Origin of the sequence: Methylobacterium sp. PvR107 (assembly GCF_017833295.1) — a bacterium.
Classification (GTDB): Bacteria; Pseudomonadota; Alphaproteobacteria; order Rhizobiales; family Beijerinckiaceae; genus Methylobacterium.
Map to the genome: position 1 here is coordinate 1,467,985 of NZ_JAFIBW010000001.1, position 18,991 is coordinate 1,486,975.

Genomic DNA, 18,991 nt, shown 5'->3' on the forward strand with positions numbered 1-18,991 from the left:
AATTCCTGGCCCTGCTTCGCAGTCCTGGAACGACGGGGTTTTCGGACGTGGGCGGAGAGCTGTTCTCTCGACACTCTTGCACGTCTCCTCGTCTTCGACCCGGTCGGCGACGAGTTCTCACGTCCCAACGATCGGCTCGGCGAGGGATGCGCCGCCGGCCTGCAGCGAGGCGCGATCGGTGTTGTCGGGGCGCCTAGCGCCGCGGGACCGCCGAGCGCGCGGGTCTGAAGGAAAGAGGCTCCGGAGGCCCGGGACGGATCTTCAGATGCGGTGGTCTTCGACTACGACGCTGCGGAGGGGGCGCGGGATCGCGCCGCGCCGCTATGCGGGCCCGCAGCCGGGCCTCCAACCGACGCATGCGTTTGGCAGCCGGACCGGATCTGCACCCGTGCCGGCGCGATCTCAGTTGCCGTTGCGGGCCATTCGGGTGCGTCCGCCGCCATCCGCGACCGTCGGCAGCGGATCCTGCGTGCCGGACACGACCACGAGGCGCTGGACTTCGCCCCGCAGGAAGGCCTGGAGGAAGCGGTCGTAATCGCGGAACGACACGCAGCCGTTCGAATCGCCGCGCGGTCCCAGCATGAAGGTATGGGCCAGCAGGCCGACACGGCCATACACGGCCTCGCTGCCGCCGACCGGCGAGAGCCGGATGGCCCGCACGCCGTGGAACAGTTGCTCGCGCTCGGTCAGATCGTAGGTGCCCGGCGGGGTCGGTCCGCGCATCCGCACATTGACGAGACGGGGCTCGTCCAGACCCTCGCCGAGGCCGGAATGCGCCTCCAGGCGCTCGCCGTTCGGCAGCGTCACCGTCCGCGTGGCGATGTTGTAGACCGCGACACCGGCCGAGGCACTCGGCTCCCGGGAGAAAGGCAGCGGCGGCGAGATACGCCGCTGCGGCACGAGATCCGCCGGTTTGCTCTCCAGCGCCGTGTAGGCCAGAGCCGGGCCGTGCTCGATGCCGAACAGCTTCTCGAGGAACGAGCGCTCGTCGCTCGGCGGCGCGACCGGCTGGGCAGCCGGCTGCTCCCGGCGCGCCATCCGCCGGTCCGACCGGCGGACGAGGCCGGCACCGCCAGGGGACCGGAATTCCGGCGGACGCGGGACCGGCAGGGGAATGATCACCGCCTCGCGCGGGGGCGCCGCGCTCTGGGTTTCCGCCTCGACATTGCCCTCGGGAGACGACGGAATTGCGGGCAGCGCGATCTGCGCCCAGGCCCAGCGCGACAGGGAGCCACCGGTCGCGTCGCGCCAAGTCTCGACGGCGGGTGCCTCGAAGGGCGGCGCGTCGGCTCTCGCCTCTGCGGGCGGCGACCTGTCGCGATTATCGGCGGGCGTGAAGGTTGCGGCCGTCCGGTTCGGCGATTCGTCGGGCTGCCTCCCGTGACGGAGGTGGCCACTCCCGACAGCGGCCATCACCAGCGCCCCGGTCAGCACCGCGAGGGGTGCCGCGCAGGAGCGGCGCGCGCTCCGGGCTTCAGAACCGTCCAGCGGCACGGAATCGGTGGCCATGTGATGCCCAGGCTCCTCGTCGCGAAGCGGGCGCTCGACCGACCATCGCAATGTCGACGGGCAAATCCCGAGGAATCACGACGGACCGACCGGCCCCGTCCACAGCGAAACAGCGGGGCCGGGCCGGCTTTTCTGGGGCGGCTCCATGGTCGATCTTGGATCGAGTGGGACCATTTTCGGGCGGGATGGAATCCGTTTCCGAAGGTTTCGGCCGCCGAAAAGGCGGCCGGAGACCACTAGTCGTTGTCGATCTGGCGCCCGAGCAGCGCGATCGCCCGCTCGTAGACCGGGGCGGCGTTCCAGCCCTGGATCGCCGCGAAGTTCGGCTCACCCGGCTGGTAGCCAGCGCCCGCGCGCCATCCATGCGCCTTCAGGAAGTTGGCGGTGGACGACAGGGCGGCGCCGACATTGTTCAGATCGCCGGTGCCGTAGGTCAGCACGTTCTTGGGCAGGAACTGCGTGTGGCCGACCTCGCCGTGGGCCGCGCCGCGGGTGCTCGGCGACAGCAGACCCCGGTCGATCAGGGTCAGGGCCGCGTAGAGCTGGTCGGTGAAGTACTCCGACCGGCGGCAATCGTAGGCGAGCGTCGCCACGGCCGAGAGCGTGTTGACGTTGCCCCGCACCGCGCCGAAGCCCGTCTCCATGCCCCAGATCGCCAGGAGCGGGCCCGGCGGCACGCCGTAGCGCTGCTCAATCGAGTCGAACAGGGCCGCGTTCTGCCGCTTCAGTGCCCGGCCGCGCGAGACGATCGCCGGGCCGCCGCGCTTGGCGAGAAACTGCTCCAGCGACAGCTTGAAGCTGTGCTGCCCGCGATCGGCCGAGATGGTGGCCGTGGAGTAGGTGGTATTCTGGAGCGCCGCGAGGCTTGTCGCGCTGGCGCGGCCGCGCGCCTCCTCGGCGAATTGCCGCTTCCAGGTCTCGAAGCCGGCCGCATTGCTGCCGCACTGCGCCGCCCGGACCTGCCCGGCGCTGAAGGCGAGCCCGGCGATTGCTGCCACCGCCAGGATCTGACGCCGCATCTTGTCTGTCACGCGAAACACTCCTTGGCGCGCAACCGCGCCCCGTCCTTATGGCGATACCGGGTCACATCTCGTCGATATCAGGGCGAGAAGATGTCGAAGGCGGGACCTCCGGCCGTCAGGTCTTCAAATCATCGCGCATTCGCGGCTTTACGGCGAGATGGCAGCCGCCAAGCCCTGTCCGCATCATGAACAAGGCGTGTCGCGCTTCGGTTCACGCCGTGCGAAAGCCCGCGAAACAAGTTCGACGATCGACAGTGTTGCGCCGCTTCCATCCCAGGCGAACGCGCCGCCGGACGCTTTGCCAACGAAGTTAATCGGACAAAAAGCCCCCTACTTACTGTCACAACGCTGTCAAACGACAGTCATAGCTTTGCCGGCGGAAAGATTTTGCTGGAGCTACGGTGTGGGCCTCACGACCTGCAGAGCAACGCGGCGCCCGCCGTTGCTTTGCCTCTCCTGACCGGCCCTCCGGTTCATCGCGAGAGCCTCCACGTTTCCGACGCCCGGTCGGCCTTCGGCAAGATCATCTTCCCCAGGACGGTGCTGATGCGCGCCGCAAGACCGCGGACGCGGAGCGGCGCGGCCACTCTGACCTGACGGACAGCAAGACAGGACACCCATGGCCCTCGGAATGCACGGCACCGGCTCTTCGCGCGCGGGCACGCTCGGCCCCGACCTCGACCGCGACGGCGTCGCCAGGGCCTACGGCCGCTGGGCGCCGGTCTACGATCTGGTCTTCGGACCGGTCTTCGCCCAGGGACGTACCCTGGCGGCGGCCGCCGCCGAGCGGGTCGGCGGCCGAATCCTGGAGGTCGGCGTCGGGACGGGCCTCTCCCTGCCGGCCTATCGCCGGGCGCGCAGCATCGTCGGCATCGATATCTCGGCGCCCATGCTGGAAAAGGCGCGCCGGCGGGTCGCGCGGCTGGGTCTGCGGAATGTCGAGCGCCTTGCCGTCATGGACGCGGAACACCTCGATTTCGAGGATGCGTCCTTCGACGTCGTGGTGGCGCAATACGTGGTCACGGCGGTGCCGAACCCGGAGGCGGCCCTCGAAGAGTTCGCCCGGGTGCTCCGCCCCGGCGGCGAAATCGTCATCACCACCCGGATCGGTGCCGAGGCCGGCCTGCGCCGCGCCGTCGAGCACGCCCTGGCCCCGGTGACGAGCCGACTCGGCTGGCGGACCGAGTTCGCCTGGAACCGCTACGCCGCCTGGGCCGCCAAGGCGCCGGTCGCGATCGTCGAGCGCCGGGCGCTCCCGCCGCTCGGCCACTTCTCACTGGTCCGCCTGCGCAAGCGCGACGCCTGAGGCCGGGCAAAATCTCTCATCAGCCCACAACCATCCGATCGGGGAAGCACATCATGGCGAGCTTCATGGAAGCGCTGCGCGTCCAGCGCTGGGACGATCACCGCTACTATCACCACAACCGCGTCAACCAGACCTTGCACGTGGTCAGCGCTGTCAGCTTCCTGGTGGCCTACGCGCTGGCATTCAAGGATCCGGCGACGGCTGCGTTGATCGGCTGGCTCGTGGCCATGACCTCACGGCAGGCCGGCCACCTGTTCTTCGAGCCGAAAGGCTACGATCACGTCAACGAGGCCACGCACGAGCACAAGGAGGAGATCAAGGTCGGCTACAACCTTCAGCGCAAGATCGTGCTGCTGGCGATCTGGGCGCTCTCGCCGCTGCCGCTCTACGTCGATCCGAGCCTGTTCGGGCTGATCGCCCCGCACCAGACGACGACCGACCTGATCCGCAATGTCGGCTGGATCTGGCTGTGGCTCGCCTTGGCGGGCCTGCTGTTCCGCATGATGCAGCTGTTCATCCAGCGCGACCTGCAGACCGGCCTTGTCTGGGTGACGAAGATCCTCACCGACCCGTTCCACGATATCAAGCTCTACCACAGGGCGCCCCTGGCGCTGCTGCATGGCGAGTTGATCGAGGAGCACGAGCCGCACGAGCGCGGCGCCTGAGCGCGGATCGATGCGCCGGGCCACGTATCGGCCCGGCGCGCCTGGATCAGGCTTGGTCCGGCGCGCGCAGCCCCAGCCAGCCGCCGAGCCTGCCCAGCTTGACCGCCGCGACCTCGCGCAGGATCGACCGACGGATCGCCGTGTCGCTGGGCGCCGTCCCGTCCCACCAGCCATCCGCCCGCATGGCGCGCGCCGCCGCCACGAACCGGCGCGCGACGGCCTCGAAGGCGGGATCGTCATAGGCGAGGCTGAAGATCATCCGGCCGGTCCCGACCCACGACAGGGCCAGCCCCTCGGCGCGCAGGTAGAATTGCAGCATCCAATTGTAACGGGACGGCTTGGTGTACAGGACCGTCCAGACCGTGGACATGTGGGCCACGCGCACCGGCAACTCAGCCTCCGCCAGCATCTCGTTGAGGCGCGTCGCCCGCGCATCCCATGTCGCGTCGAGATCGCGGTAGAGCGCGGCGACCTCCTGGGTCTCGAGGCGGTCGAGGAACGCGCTCATGGCGCCCATCACGTAGGGGTGGGCGTTGAAGGTGCCTCGGGCGAAGCAGATGTCGACCGGCCGGTCGTCCCGGTAGCGCTGCATCAGATCGGCACGGCCGCACAGCACCCCGACCGGCAGGCCGCCGCCCAGCGTCTTGCCGTAGGTGACCATGTCGGCACGCAGGCCGAAATATGCCTGCGCCCCGCCGCGGGCGAGGCGGAATCCCAAAAAGACCTCGTCGAGGATCAGCACGATGCCCCGGGCCGTGCACACCGCTCGCAAATCGCGCAGCCATCGTGTGTAGGCAGCCCGGTCGAACGCGGCCCGGCGGGCGCTGTCGACCAGTGCGGAATCGGCGGGCGCCGCGGCATTGGGGTGCATGGCCTGAAGCGGGTTGACCAGCACGCAGGCCACGTCCCGGCGCGTCGACAGCACCCGCAGGGTCCGCTCGGACATGTCGGCCAGGGTCAGCGTGTCGCGCGTGGGGACCGGGTTGCCGATGCCCGGCTGCACCTCGCCCCACCAGCCGTGATAGGCGCCGCACAGGCGCACGATGCGTCGCCGTCCGGTGTGATAGCGGGCGAGTCGCACCGCCTGCATCACCGCCTCGGTGCCGGACATGTGGAACGAGACCTCGTCGAGGCCCGAAAGCGCCCTCAGTCGCGCCACGTTGCCGGTGACGACCGGATGGAGCGGGCCCAGCACAGGGCCGAGGGCCGAGACCCGCGCGGCCCCCTCCTCCAGGCAGGCCCGGTAGACATCGACTCCGAACAGGTTAACGCCGTAGGAGCCGGCAAGGTCGTAGAACACGTTCCCGTCGAGATCCGTGACGGTCACGCCTTCGGCGGCGGCCGCGAAGGCGCCGCTGCCCAGGTGATCGCGGACGTGCCGCGCATACTGGAACGGGACCCGGTAGAGCCCGGTGAACTGGAGGTCCGACAGGCCGTCGCGCAAAGCTGCGGTCTCGGCCCGGGTTCGGGGGAAGCGCGTGCGGAACACATCGGCGAGCCGCGCGAAGCCCGCCTCGCGGCGCCGGGCCACGGCCTCGTCCGGATCATCGGAGCGGAAGAAGCCGCGCTCGGAATAGGCGTAGTGCGGGATCAGTCCAGCGACGCGCCGGGCCATCCGCGCATGGCCCGTGAGCGAGGGGTGCTTCGCCCGGGACAAGTGCAGGCGCTGCACCGCCCGCGGCAAAGCGAGGAGCGCGACGGCTGTGGTGGCGGACAGGGCGGTGAGGAGCGCAGACATTGCCCCGCGCCCTATCGGAGGCGGTTCACGGCATGATGACGGTTCCCGGATCGCGGCTGCGCAGGGCTCTGGCACGCGTGGGCGCGCAGGAGGATCTGAACTTCCTGCTGACCAATCGACTTCCACGCCGCCTCGCCACCCGCTTCATGGGCTGGTTCAGCCGCATCGAGCAGCCCTGGGTGCGCGACCTCTCGATCGCGACGTGGCGCCTGTTCTGCGACGTGGATCTCAGCGACGCGCGTGACACGCGGTTCCCGAGTCTCCACGCCGCCTTCGTGCGCGCCCTCCAGCCCGAAGCCCGGCCGATCGCGGCCGATCCCGCGATCCTCACGAGCCCGAGCGACGCGATCCTGGGTGCGCACGGACGGATCGAGGCAGGACGGCTGTACCAGATCAAGGGCCTGTCTTACCGGCTCGCGGATCTGCTCGGCGGCGATGAGGCGCTGGCGCGCGTCCACGAGGGCGGCACCTACGCGACCCTGCGCCTGACCGCCGGGATGTACCATCGCTTCCACGCGCCGCATGACCTGCGCGTCGAGTCGGTCCGGCACATCTGGGGTGACACCTGGAATGTGAACCCGATCGCGCTGAAGCGCGTCGAGGCGCTGTTCTGCCGCAACGAGCGGGCGGTCCTGCATCTGCGCGTGGGAGAGCGCAGCCATCCCGTTACGCTGGTGCCGGTGGCCGCGATCCTCGTCGCAGGCCTGCGACTTGGCTTCCTCCCGGAGGCGGTCGATCTGCGCGCCACGGGAGGCCGGACACTGTCCTGCACGACCCAACTCCGCAAGGGCGCGGAAATGGGCTGGTTCGAGCACGGCTCGACCATCGTGGTGCTGGCACCTCCGGGTTTCACGCTCTGGCCGGCCCTGCGCGAGGGTGTGCCGCTGCGCATGGGCGAGCCGTTGATGCGCATCTCAGACGGGCCGGCCTGAGCTGCCGTCACGCTGCGTGAACGGCCGCCAGAAACTCGGTGACCGCGGTGCTGAGTTCGCCCGACTGACGAGACAGGTCCGAGGCGGCCTCCAGCACTTGGGCTGCGGCGGTGCCAGTCTCCGCGGCGGCCTGCGACACCGACCCGATGTTGAGCGTGACCGCCTGAGTTCCGTCCGCCGCCTGGTTGACGTTGCGCACGATCTCCTGCGTGACCGCTCCCTGCTCTTCCATCGAGGCCGCTACGGCGACGGCGATCGTCCTAAGATCCAGGACGGTGGTCGTGATGGCCTGGATGGCATCGACCGCGCGATGCGTTTCGCCCTGGATGGCCGCGACCTGAGCGGCGATCGTCTCCGTGGCCTTGGCGGTCTGGGTCGCCAGTTGCTTGACTTCGCCCGCCACCACCGCGAAGCCCTGCCCCGCCTCACCGGCCTCGATGGTCGCGTTGAGGGCGAGAAGGCTGGTCTGCGCGGCGATGCCGGCGATCAGGCTGATCACGGTTCCGATCCGTTCGGCGCCGTCAGCCAGTCCCATCACCAGCGCGTTCGTCTCGGCGGCATCGGCGGCCGCTCGCTCCGCCATGTCGCTGGACCGGGCGATCTGGCCATTGATCGCGCCGATCGAGACCGCCAGCTCTTCGCTGGCTGCCGCCACGGTCTGTACATTCGCTGAGGTCTGCTCGGCGGCCGACGAGACGTTGACCGACTTGGCGGCGGTCTGATCGGCATTGCGGCTCATGACCCGAGCCGCAGCTTCCATCTCGCTGGCGGCATGCGCGAGCGTGTGCGTCATGCGTTCGACCTGGATGCGGAACGCCCGTGTGGCGTGATCGAGCCTCTCCGCGCGAAGGGTCTTGACCGCCTGCTCGGTCGCCGCCGCCTCGTCCGCCTCGCGCTTCGCGACGAGCGCGTCCTTGAAGATCTGGACGGCCCTGACCATGGCGCCGATCTCGTCGCGGCGCTCCGCCCCGCCGAGCCGGACGGCGAGATCCCCCGAGGCGAGGCGGTTCATCGTCGCTGTCGTCTCGCCGATGGGCCGCGTCACTTGGACGAGGATCACGACGACGCCGTACGCGACCGCGATCGCGGCGGCGGCAAGCATGATGAGGAGCAGGATCCTCAGGCGCCGCGCCATCGCGTCCGCACGATCGAACTGGGCGCGGGCCTCGCGGACTTGCAGGTCGGTCAGCCTGCTGATGCCGATCGACGTCGGCGCCATGGCGTGGAGCAGCTCGACTTTCGCGGCCGCGATGGCATCCGGCTCCTGCGCTTTGAGCGCTCGGCTGAGACCGGTGAGGATGGCCGCGTTGCGTCCGAGCTGGGGCTCGAGATCCGCGATCAGCTGTTTCTCTTCCGGTGTCAGGTAGGTGGCCAGGTATTCGGTCCAGACCCGTTGCGCGCGCGCGAGCTCACGATCCACGGTTGTGGCAGCCTCGACTCGATCGGCAGCGGGCGTATCGACCGTGCGCACCACGACGAGGATGGCGTCGTACGCGTCCCGCAAGGTGCTGAACTGGCTGAGCGGCACAATCCGGTCTCTGAAGATGGTCTCCAGGCTTTCGGAGTTGCTGCGCAACGCATAGGTCCCGAGCGCGACCGACGTGAAAAGGAGAGCGCCCAGCATCGCGAGAAGCGCAATGAGCCGCGCCTTGATCGAGATCTTCATCGAGGGTGATCGCGTCGTCGAACCGAAGCTGAAATGCTCTGTCGGTCTAGCATCGTGCTGGCGCGGTTCAAGTGTAGGACGCGACAAGTCTCAATGCATTGGCAATAAAGACAGATCTTCCCTTCGATGGCTGCGAAGATGGGTCTAGATCGCCGGAAGGTCCCAGTGATCGCTCCCGTCCCGAGTTCGCAATGGCCCAAGATCGTTTGCCGCGACGGCATCGACGTCGGAAACCGGGCGTCAAATGTGCGCGACTGTCACCGTTGGACGCGCTCCGACCGTCTGCGTCTGGTCCCGATCGGCCGCCCAGTCCGAACTGCCTGACGCGGAGGCTGGTGCCTATAGCCGACTCGCGCGCCACCACAGGATGAGGTGGACGGTAGGGTACCCGTCGGAAACGCAGTCCGGCGGGCAAGGGCCGGCTGGAAACGGGACGCGCCGTCCGCTTCGTTGCGAAGCGGACGGCGCGGTTCGTCGGGGTGGTCCGGTCCTGACCTACACGTCGAGATTGGCCACGCTCAGGGCGTTTTCCTGGATGAACTCGCGCCGCGGCTCCACGACATCGCCCATCAGCTTTACGAACAGGTCGTCGGCGTCGGTCACGTCCTTGACCTTGACCTGCAGCAGCGAGCGGACGTCACGGTCGAGCGTGGTTTCCCAGAGCTGCTGGGCGGTCATCTCGCCGAGACCCTTGTAGCGCTGGAGCTGCAGACCCTTGCGGCCGAACGCCATCACCGCCTCGAACAGGGCCACAGGGCCGTGCAGCACGGTCTCGTCGGACTTGCGCATCAGATTGGCGGGCTCGCCGTAGATCTCCCGGAACGCGTCGGCACGCTCGGACAGGCGGCGGGCCTCCTGCGAGCTGATCAGGCCCGCATCCAGCGTCGCCACATGGCGAACGCCGCGGAGTGTCCGGCTCAGCCGATAGCCGCCCTCGAAGGACTCGCCCTGCCAGCCGCGCTCGATCTCGTCCGCGATGGCGTCGAGCCGGCGCGCGGTCATGTCGGCCAGTACCTCGGCCTCGCCGGCGCGCGACGCCACCTCGGCATCGAAGGCACCGGCCAGGACCGCCTGCTCGACCACGGCGCGGTCGTAGCGCGTGTGGAGGCCTTGAAGGACGTTCCGGAATGCCCGGGCCTCCTCGACGAGGCTCTTGAGCTGGGCCCCGGCAAACTCCGCCCCGGTGGAGAGACGCAGGATCGCGCCGTCCGTCCCCTGGTCGATCAGGTAATCCTCGAGGGCGCGCTCGTCCTTCAGGTAGATCGCCCGCCGGCCGCGCTCGGCTTTGTAGAGCGGCGGCTGCGCGATGTAGAGGTGGCCGCGATCGATCAGCTCCGGCATCTGCCGGAAGAAGAAGGTCAGGAGCAGCGTCCGGATGTGCGAGCCGTCCACGTCGGCATCGGTCATGATGATGATGCGGTGATAGCGCAGCTTCTCCGGGTTGAAGCCCTCGCGGTCCGTGGAGGAGCGGCCGATACCGGCGCCGAGCGCGGTGATCAGCGTGCCGATCTCGGCCGAGGACAGCATCCGATCGGCGCGCACCCGCTCGACGTTCAGGATCTTGCCGCGCAGCGGCAGCACCGCCTGGAAGGCCCGATCGCGGCCCTGTTTGGCCGAGCCGCCGGCGGAATCGCCCTCCACCAGCAGGATCTCGCACTTGCTCGGGTCGCGCTCCTGGCAGTCGGCGAGCTTGCCGGGCAGCGATGCGATGTCGAGTGCCCCCTTGCGGGTCACGGTCTCGCGCGCCTTGCGGGCGGCCTCGCGGGCCGAGGCCGCGAGAACAACCTTGCCCATCACCGAGCGCGCCTGGCTCGGATTCTCCTCGAGCCAGGTCGACAGACCCTCGTTGAGGACGTTCTCCACCGCGGGCCGAACCTCGGAGGAGACGAGCTTGTCCTTGGTCTGAGACGAGAATTTCGGATCCGGCACCTGGACGGAGATGACCGCCGTGAGGCCCTCGCGGCAATCCTCGCCGGTCAGCGAGACCTTCTCCCGCTTGGCGACGCCGCTCGACTCGGCATAGCCGGTGATCTGACGGGTCAGCGCGGCGCGGAAGCCGGCCATATGGGTGCCGCCGTCCCGCTGCGGGATGTTGTTGGTGAAGGGCAGGACCGTCTCGTTGAACGAGTCGTTCCACCAGAACGCAACCTCGACCCGAATCCCGTCGCGCTCTGAGCAGACGACCACCGGGCTGGCCATGCCATCGATCGGCTTGCGGGAGCGGTCGAGATACCGGACGAAGGCCTCGATGCCGCCTTCGTAATAGAGCTCCTCGCGCTTCTTCTCGGCATGGCGGGCGTCGGTGAGGACGATCCGCACGCCGGAATTGAGGAAGGCGAGCTCGCGCAGCCGCTTCTCCAGCGTGCCGTAATCGAATTCAATCATCGTGAAGGTTTGGGTCGACGGCAGGAAGGTGACTTCCGTTCCGCGCCGTCCGTTGCCGGGGCCGACCACCGCGAGGGGCGCGACGGCATCGCCGTGGCGGAACTCCATCGCGTGCTCCGTGTCGTTGCGCCAGATGCGCAGGCGGAGCGACGACGACAGGGCGTTCACCACCGAGACGCCGACGCCGTGGAGGCCGCCGGAGACCTTGTAGGAATTCTGGTCGAACTTACCGCCCGCGTGCAGCTGGGTCATGATGACCTCCGCCGCCGAGACCCCCTCCTCCTTGTGGATGTCCACCGGGATACCGCGGCCGTTGTCGGAAACCGTGACCGAGCCGTCCGCGTTGAGCGTGACGGTGACGAGATCGGCGTGGCCCGCCAGGGCCTCGTCGATGGCGTTGTCCACCACCTCGTAGACCATGTGGTGGAGGCCTGAGCCGTCGTCGGTGTCGCCGATATACATGCCGGGCCGCTTGCGGACGGCGTCGAGGCCCTTCAGCACGCGGATGGATTCCGCGCCGTATTCGGCGGGCTCGGTCTGTGGGGTGTCGGCCATGGATGTCCTCGGGCAGGCGGGCCTTGTCGCGACGGAGGAACTCGCGCCGTCGGGCGCCCAGGCCTGCGCTCACTTTGATCCGCCTGATATAGGGGTTCCGCGTTGAGATTGCACGATTTTACCGGCTCGAGGCGGGACCGGATCCTCGCTTTTCTGACGCTCCCGGCTTAACGCCGCGTTAGCCCTGGATACCGCCTGCGCTGGCGTCATCCAAGCGGGTGACCGCGTCCGCCGTCAGGGCCAGGCTCGCGGCCCCCAGTAGCTCGTCGAGCTGCGCGACCGTGGTGGCGCTCGCGATCGGAGCGGTGATGCCCGGCCGGGCGATAACCCAGGCCAATGCGACCTGGGCCGGGCTCGCGCCCTGTGCTGCCGCCACAGAATCGAGCACGTCGAGCAGCGCCAGGCCGCGGGGATTGAGGTACTTGGCGACGCGATTTTCGCGGGCACGGCCTGTGGCGTCCTGCGCGGAGCGGTATTTGCCCGTGAGGAAGCCCGCCGCCAGCGAGAAATAGCCGATCACGCCGATCTGCTCCGCGCGGCAGAGCGGCTCCAGCTCGGCCTCGTAGCCGCGCTCGGCGAGGCTGTAATCGGGCTGGAGGCACTCGTAGCGATGCAGGCCGGACGATTCCGACACGCGAAGCGCCTCGGTGAGCCGCGCCGCGCTGTAGTTCGAGGCGCCGATGACCCGGACCTTCCCGGCGGCGATCAGGCGCTCGTGGGCCCGCAGGGTCTCCTCCAGCGGGACCTCGGCATCGTCGACATGGGACTGGTAAAGGTCGATCCTGTCGGTCTGCAGGCGCCGCAGGGAGGCTTCGCAGGCCCGCTCGATGTGCCGGCCGGACAGGCCCTTGCCGGCCTCGCCCAGATCCATGCCGACCTTGGTGGCGAGCACGATCCGGTCCCGTGCGCCCGGCCGCGCCGAGAGCCAGCGGCCGATCACCGTCTCGGATTCGCCGCCGACATGGCCGGGCACCCAGCGCGAATAGACGTCGGCGGTGTCGATGAAGTCGAAGCCACGCTCCACGAACCGGTCGAGGATCGCGAACGAGGTCGTCTCGTCGGCGGTCCAGCCGAACACATTGCCGCCGAGGCAGAAGGGCGCGACCGTCAGGTCGGAGCGGCCGATGCGGCGCTTGTCCATGGTCCTCAATCCTGCAGGAACGGGTTCGTGGCGCGCTCCTCGCCGAGCGTGCTGGTCGGGCCGTGGCCCGGGATGAAGGCGATGTCGTCGCCGAGCGGCAGGACCTTCTCCTTGATCGCCCGGATCAGCTGCTCGTGATTGCCGCCGGGCAGGTCCGTACGGCCGACCGAGCCCTTGAACACCACGTCGCCGACCAGGGCGAAGCGCGCGTCCCGGCTCACGAACACGACGCTTCCGGGCGAGTGGCCCGGGCAATGAAGGATGTCGAAACCGAGACCGCCCACGGTAACCGCATCGCCCTCGTCGAGCCAGCGGTCCGGCGTCACCGCCCGGGCTTCGCCCAGGCCGTAATTCGCCGCCGTCTCGGGCAGCGAATCGAGCAGGAACTTGTCGGCTTGATGCGGACCTTCGATCGGCACGCCGAGGCGCTCGCGCAGCTCGTCAGCCCCGGCCGCGTGATCCACATGGCCGTGGGTCAGCAGTATCTTCTCGACCTGCACGCCCTGCTCGCGGATCGCCGCCTCGATCCGGTTCAGATCGCCACCGGGATCGACCACGGCGCCGACCTTGGTGGCGTCGTCCCAGATCAGGGTGCAGTTCTGCTGGAAGGGTGTGACCGGGATGATCCCGGCGCGGGGCGTACCTGGCATGTCGTTCCGCGGGTTGGCGGCGCCGCTCGGGACGCCTTCAGGCGGATTCTAGCGCAGAACGCGGGCGGGCGGCACCCTGTGCGGCCCGCTCAGGCCGCATCGCCCCTGGGGCGGCGCAGGCCATCGTGAAGCGCCAGCATCTCGGCCATGCCGAGCGCCCGCCTGCTCCACCGGGTCTCCGCGGTGTTGACCTGCGTGAACCGGTCGTGGGACCGTCCGCCATAGGCGCCGAACAGGGCCCTGCCGGCCTCGAATGCATCGTCACCCGGGGCCGTCTCGTCCGGCCGTTCGATCCGGTAGGACGGCCGCGGCGATCGACCGGTCACGCCGATCCGCACCCAGGCGTCTCCGTAATGCTTCTGGCACATCCGCATCGTGATCAGAACCTGGCGCAGATAGGCTTCGCTGTCGGCGAGATCCGGCAGGATATCGGCGATCGTGGCGTCCGCGGGATAATGCTTCGTCCGGGCCATGTCCTACCTCGCTCCGGCATGTCCTACCGGCTCGGGCGGCCGGGCGCGAGGCGAAAACCGGCATCACTCACGCCGGTCGCCGCTTCAGCAGCGCGTCGAGCCCGCCGATGCGGAACCAATGGTAGCCGTAGCCCTCCAGGAACAGGCAATGCGTGCCGTCGTCTCCCACCTCGCTGCGTGATCCGGTGAGGACATCGACCAGTACGTCGTGCTTCGGATCGTCGCTGCCGGATGCCAGGGCAATCTCCAGAGGCTCCGCCGCAAGATTGTGCACGCAAAGCACGGCGTTGCCGCGCCATTCGTAGCGCAATGCCAGCACCGAATTCTTGCCCGTCGGGATGGCGACGACGTCGCCCCAGCCGATCTCCGGGGTCTCCTTGCGTTGCCGGATGATGCTCTGCATCCAGTTGAGCAGCGAGTCCCGCTCGTGACGCTGGTCGGCGACGTTGACATGGGCATGACCGTAGGGGCCATGGTCGATCACCGGGAGCACGGTTGTGTCGGCCTGCGAGAAGCCGCCCTGGCGCTCGCCGGTCCACTGCATCGGCGTGCGGGCGCAGTCACGCTCCTTCAGCGCGAGATCGTCGCCCATGCCGATCTCGTCGCCGTAGCGCAGCACCGGCGTCCCCGGCAGGGTGAACATCAGCGAGTAGGCCATCCGGATGCGGCGCGGGTCGCCCGCCAGCATCGGGGCGAAGCGGCGGCGGATACCCCGGTCGTAGAGCTGCATGTGCTTTTCCGGTCCGAACTCTGCGAACACGGCCCGCTGCTGCGCCTCGGTGAGCCGCCCCAGATCGAGCTCGTCGTGATTGCGCAGGAAGATGCCCCACTGGCACGAGAGCGGGCGCGGCTTCGTCTTCTCGATCGCCTTGACGAGCGGCCGGGCATCATGCGCCGCCAGGGCGTAGAACGTCCCTTGGTTCACTTGGAAGTTGAACATCATGTGCATGCGGTCGGCGTCGTCGCCGAAATAGTCGAGATCCTGCTTCGGCAGGATGTTGGCCTCGGCCAGGATGATGGCGTCGCCCTGGCGCCATTGGAGGAACTCGCGCAGGTCGCGCAGCATCTCGAACTGCTCGCGCGGCTTGCCTCCGACATCGGCGCCCTTCTCGGCGATCACGAACGGAACCGCATCCATGCGGAAGCCGGAGACGCCGAGCTGGATCCAGAAGCCCATGATCTTCAGAATCTCGGCCATCACCTCGGGATTGGCGGTGTTCAGATCCGGCTGGAAGTTGAAGAAGCGGTGGAAGTACCAAGCCTTGGCCTTCGCGTCGTAGGTCCAGGTCGATTTCTGAACGCCGGGGAAGACCATACCCTCGTCGGCGCTGGCGGGACGCTCCGTCGACCAGACGTACCAATCGCGGAACGGCGAATCCGGGTCGGACCGGGCCGACTGGAACCAGGGGTGCTGGTCTGAGGTGTGGTTGACCACGAGGTCGATGAGGACGCGCAGCCCCCGCTGCTTGGCCGCATGGGTGAAGGCGACGAAATCGCCGAGCGAGCCGTAATCCGGATCGACGCCGTAATAATCCGCGATGTCGTAGCCGCCGTCCTTCTTGGGCGAAGGCTGGAACGGCATAAGCCACACCGCGGTGGCGCCCAGGCCCTGGATGTAGTCGAGGCGGCGCTCGAGCCCGGCGAAGTCGCCGATCCCGTCACCGTTGGCGTCCATGAAGGTGCCGACGGACAGGCAGTAGATGACGGCGTTCTTGTACCACAGGTCGGTGATCATGCGGGCCCCCCGGCGATTGCGCGCATGACGAACGTAGGACCCCGCGAAAGCGTTGCCGTTCGCCGCGTCCTTAAAACAGCCGCGTTGTGCACGCCCTGTTCAGGCGCGCGACCGGAAGGTCCGCGCCCGCCCCGTTGCGCCCCCGAATCCGGCCTGCATGAACGCCATCCTGATCAAGCTGTTCGCGACCGCCCTCACGCTGAGCCAGGTCACGACCCGGCCGGACGCGGTCCGGACGCAGTTCGATCCCGCCACCGACGGGCCCGAGGTTGTGCGCCTGCTGCGCGACGGCTGCGCCCACATGCGCAAGGCCTTCGACATCGAGGATATCAACCTCGACGAGCTGATCACCACCGCGATGGAGGATCCGACCAGCGTCGCCGGGCCGTCGGCGCCCAAGATCCTGCACGGGCTGGATCTGAATGAGCTCAACACGAGCTACAAGCAGTTCTGCAAGGGTGAGAACCCGCCCAACTCGCCCTTCGACGCGAAAGCGGTCATCGCGTTCTACGACAACGCCACCAAGGATTTGCCGAGCGCAGAGGCCCTCCGCGACAAGGCGCTGCCGGGCATGACCCGGATCCTCGACGGGGCCGGCAAGCCCTTCGCCGAGGCCTCGGAGCCGAACGGCCGGCGGATCGTCGTGCCGATCACCGCAGTGCCGACGCTGGTGCAGAAGGCCTTCATCGCCGCCGAGGACAAGCGGTTCGAGAGCCATCACGGCATCGACGAGCGCGGCGTGATCCGCGCCTTCATCGGCAATCTCGCCTCGCCGGGCCGGCCTGCGGGCGGCTCGACCATCACCCAGCAGGTGGTGAAGAACCTCTCGGTGGGCGACGACGTCACCTACGAGCGCAAGATCCGCGAGATGATCGTCGCGTCGCGGCTGGAGCGCATCCTCACCAAGCCGCAGATCCTCGGGCTTTACCTCAACGGCATCTATCTCGGGCGCGGAGCCTACGGCATCGAGATGGCGGCGGAGAGCTATTTCGGGAAGCCGGTCGGACAATTGACTCTGCCGGAAGCCGCGCTGCTCGCCGGCATGCCCAAGGGGCCGAACTTCTACAGCCCCGACAAGTACCCTGAACGGGCGCGGGAGCGGCGCGCCTACGTGCTGGCCAGGCTCAAGGAGGACGGCACGATCACGGATGCCGAGATGAGCGCCGCCATCAAGGCCGATCTCGGCCTGAAGCCGATCGAGACGGCGCGGCGCGATTCCGGCTTCTACCTCGTCGACTTCCTCAACCGGGAGGCCCGGACGTTCGCGGGGGTGGATTCCCTCACCTCCGGCTCGATGACGGTCCGCTCGACGATCAATGCCGGGTTGCAGCGGGCCGTCGAGGAGGCGCTGCAGGACGGACTGGCGAATTACGAGCGCGCCACGGGGCGGCAGAGCTATACGGGGCCAGAGCTCAACCTCGCCGACAGCGTCCGGCGCATCCAGGCGGCGACGCCCGCGCCGGAGGGATCGCCGCAGGCCGCGCCGAGCGTCACTGGTGCGCGGTCGGACGCGATCAAGCCCGACACCAAGACCCTGAGGGCCGAGAAGGCTGCGGTCGCCGCGACGTCGGCGCCGAAGCCGGCATGGCTGCGCGCGCTCGAGAGTGCGCGCCCGGTGCTCTACGACGTCCGCTGGCCGATGGCGGTGGTGCTGGACGCGGGACGCGGCGCGGTCCGGGTCGGGCTGGCCGACGGCCGCATCGCCAGCCTCGATCCGGGCGTCGCCCGCGGACGGCTGCAGCAATACGACGTCGTGCGGGTGAAGCTGACCGGTGCCAAGGGCGGTGTGCGGGCCCAGATCCGCGTACGGCCCACCGTCCAGGGCGCCGCGCTGGTGCTGGAGAACCAGACAGGCCGGATCCTCGCGATGGCCGGCGGATTCTCCTACCCGCTGAGCCAGCTCAACCGCGTCACCCAGACCGTGCGCCAGCCCGGCTCGACGCTGAAGCCGCTCACCTATCTGGCCGCCCTCAACGCTGGACTTCAGCCCAACACCCTGGTGATGGACTCGCCCGTCACCCTGCCGCCAATCGGCGGGGCCGGCGATTCGTGGTCGCCGAAGAACTACGAGGGCGGCGGATCCGGGCCGACGACCCTGCGGCGGGGCCTCGAATTCTCGAAGAACCTCGTCACCGCCCGCCTGCTTCAGGGCGGCATCGCTCCGAAGGCTCCGGCGAGCCTGAAGCGGGTCTGCGATATCGCCCTGGAGGCGCAGATCTACGCCGAGTGCGAGCCCTACTACCCCTTCGTTCTCGGGGCCCAGCCGGTGCGGATGCTCGACCTCGCGGGCTTCTACGCGGCCGTCGCCAACGAGGGCGCGCGGCCGGCGCCTTACGCCCTCGAATCCGTCGAGCGGGACGGGAAGGCGCTCTACACACACGCGGCCCGCGAGCCCGTCCGCATCGGCTCGGCCGATCGCGTGGCCTTCTACCAGCTCAAGACCATGCTTCAGGGCGTGACCCAGCACGGCACCGCGGCGGCGCTGGCAAAGTTCTCGCCCTACGTGGCCGGCAAGACCGGCACTTCGGAGAACGAGAACGACGCGTGGTTCGCGGGCCTGACCAACGAGATCACCGTCGTGGTCTGGGTCGGCTACGACAATGCCGACGGCAGCCGCAAGACGCTCGGCCGCGGCCAGACCGGTGGACACGTCTCTGTCCCGATCGCCTCGACGATTCTCCAGGCGGCCTGGGCCAACGGCATCGCGAAGACGCCGTTGCGAGGCCCCTCCCCGGAGGCCCGGCCGTTCATCGCCGACATGGCCGTCGATCCGCGCAGCGGCGTCCGGGTCGCGGGCGGCGGCTTCCTCGAGCATTTCCGCACCAGCGGCGATGGCAAGATGGCCGACACGCAGTACCGCCTCGTGCCGCGCGAGACGCTCTACGCCATGCGCCCCGATGCCGAGGATGGCGACCTCACCGGTGCCGAGGACGGGGCCAGCGTCGCGGGCGACGCGTATGGCAACATGACCGGTGAGCGGTCGCGCCCCGATCTGCTCGACCCGTTCGGCGAGCGTCCCGCGGCGCCGCGCAGCCGCCGCGCGCAGGGTGATCTGGACCCCTATGGCCAGGATCCCTACAGGGAGAGCTACAAGCCCTGGCCGGGCCAGACCACGCGCACGCCCTTCGGGGACGACGAGGCGCGTCGGCCGCGGCGGCGCGATCCGGACTACCTGTTCGGCGAAGACCCCGGCTACTGACCGCCCTCTCCGAGA

Annotated in this window: 13 protein-coding genes; 4 read left to right on the top strand and 9 right to left on the bottom strand. The window is 68.8% G+C overall.

Annotation, left to right across the window (positions count from 1 at the left end; translation table 11 throughout):
• Positions 1-402 precede the first annotated feature (402 nt).
• Together JOE48_RS06775 and JOE48_RS06780 are read right to left on the bottom strand one after the other, a co-directional pair.
• The gene (locus JOE48_RS06775; protein ID WP_210028813.1) at positions 403-1,509 is read right to left on the bottom strand and encodes a tlde1 domain-containing protein; all 1,107 of its coding nucleotides are present in this window, start codon (positions 1,507-1,509) and stop codon (positions 403-405) included.
• Between the two features lie 236 nt (positions 1,510-1,745).
• Positions 1,746-2,528, bottom strand: coding sequence for a lytic transglycosylase domain-containing protein (locus JOE48_RS06780; protein WP_210035615.1), 783 nt, complete (start codon positions 2,526-2,528; stop codon positions 1,746-1,748).
• Between the two features lie 622 nt (positions 2,529-3,150).
• Between JOE48_RS06780 and JOE48_RS06785 the strand changes: the two genes are divergently transcribed.
• Together JOE48_RS06785 and JOE48_RS06790 are read left to right on the top strand one after the other, a co-directional pair.
• On the top strand, positions 3,151-3,837 hold the full coding sequence (locus tag JOE48_RS06785; RefSeq protein WP_210028814.1) for a class I SAM-dependent methyltransferase: 687 nt from the start codon (positions 3,151-3,153) through the stop codon (positions 3,835-3,837).
• Positions 3,838-3,890: 53 nt separating this feature from the next.
• Positions 3,891-4,502, top strand: coding sequence for a hypothetical protein (locus JOE48_RS06790; RefSeq protein WP_210028815.1), 612 nt, complete (start codon positions 3,891-3,893; stop codon positions 4,500-4,502).
• A 46-nt stretch (positions 4,503-4,548) separates the two neighbouring features.
• On the opposite strand, the gene JOE48_RS06795 is transcribed toward JOE48_RS06790, so the two are convergent.
• The gene (locus JOE48_RS06795) at positions 4,549-6,240 is read right to left on the bottom strand and encodes an aminotransferase class III-fold pyridoxal phosphate-dependent enzyme (protein ID WP_210028816.1); all 1,692 of its coding nucleotides are present in this window, start codon (positions 6,238-6,240) and stop codon (positions 4,549-4,551) included.
• Between the two features lie 32 nt (positions 6,241-6,272).
• On the opposite strand from JOE48_RS06795, the gene asd reads away from it, so the two are divergent.
• On the top strand, positions 6,273-7,172 hold the full coding sequence (gene asd / locus JOE48_RS06800; RefSeq protein ID WP_210028817.1) for an archaetidylserine decarboxylase: 900 nt from the start codon (positions 6,273-6,275) through the stop codon (positions 7,170-7,172).
• A 7-nt stretch (positions 7,173-7,179) separates the two neighbouring features.
• Here asd and JOE48_RS06805 read toward each other — a convergent pair whose 3' ends face one another.
• The 6 genes from JOE48_RS06805 to JOE48_RS06830 form a co-directional block, all read right to left on the bottom strand.
• Positions 7,180-8,838, bottom strand: a complete 1,659-nt coding sequence (locus JOE48_RS06805; protein WP_210028818.1) for a methyl-accepting chemotaxis protein — start codon at positions 8,836-8,838, stop codon at positions 7,180-7,182.
• A gap of 495 nt (positions 8,839-9,333) precedes the next feature.
• A complete protein-coding gene (gene gyrB / locus JOE48_RS06810; protein WP_210028819.1) occupies positions 9,334-11,778 on the bottom strand; it encodes a DNA topoisomerase (ATP-hydrolyzing) subunit B in 2,445 nt (814 codons plus the stop codon).
• 178 nt (positions 11,779-11,956) lie between these two features.
• Positions 11,957-12,919, bottom strand: a complete 963-nt coding sequence (locus JOE48_RS06815; protein WP_210028821.1) for an aldo/keto reductase — start codon at positions 12,917-12,919, stop codon at positions 11,957-11,959.
• 5 nt (positions 12,920-12,924) lie between these two features.
• Positions 12,925-13,569 (bottom strand): MBL fold metallo-hydrolase, encoded by a 645-nt coding sequence (locus JOE48_RS06820; RefSeq protein WP_192707771.1) that lies wholly within the window; start codon positions 13,567-13,569, stop codon positions 12,925-12,927.
• Positions 13,570-13,658: 89 nt separating this feature from the next.
• Positions 13,659-14,042 (bottom strand): hypothetical protein, encoded by a 384-nt coding sequence (locus JOE48_RS06825; RefSeq protein WP_210028822.1) that lies wholly within the window; start codon positions 14,040-14,042, stop codon positions 13,659-13,661.
• Between the two features lie 67 nt (positions 14,043-14,109).
• The gene (locus JOE48_RS06830; protein ID WP_210028823.1) at positions 14,110-15,777 is read right to left on the bottom strand and encodes an alpha-amylase family protein; all 1,668 of its coding nucleotides are present in this window, start codon (positions 15,775-15,777) and stop codon (positions 14,110-14,112) included.
• A gap of 157 nt (positions 15,778-15,934) precedes the next feature.
• On the opposite strand from JOE48_RS06830, the gene JOE48_RS06835 reads away from it, so the two are divergent.
• Entirely contained in the window at positions 15,935-18,976 is a 3,042-nt protein-coding gene (locus JOE48_RS06835; RefSeq protein WP_210028824.1) for a penicillin-binding protein 1A, read from the top strand.
• Positions 18,977-18,991: the final 15 nt, after the last annotated feature.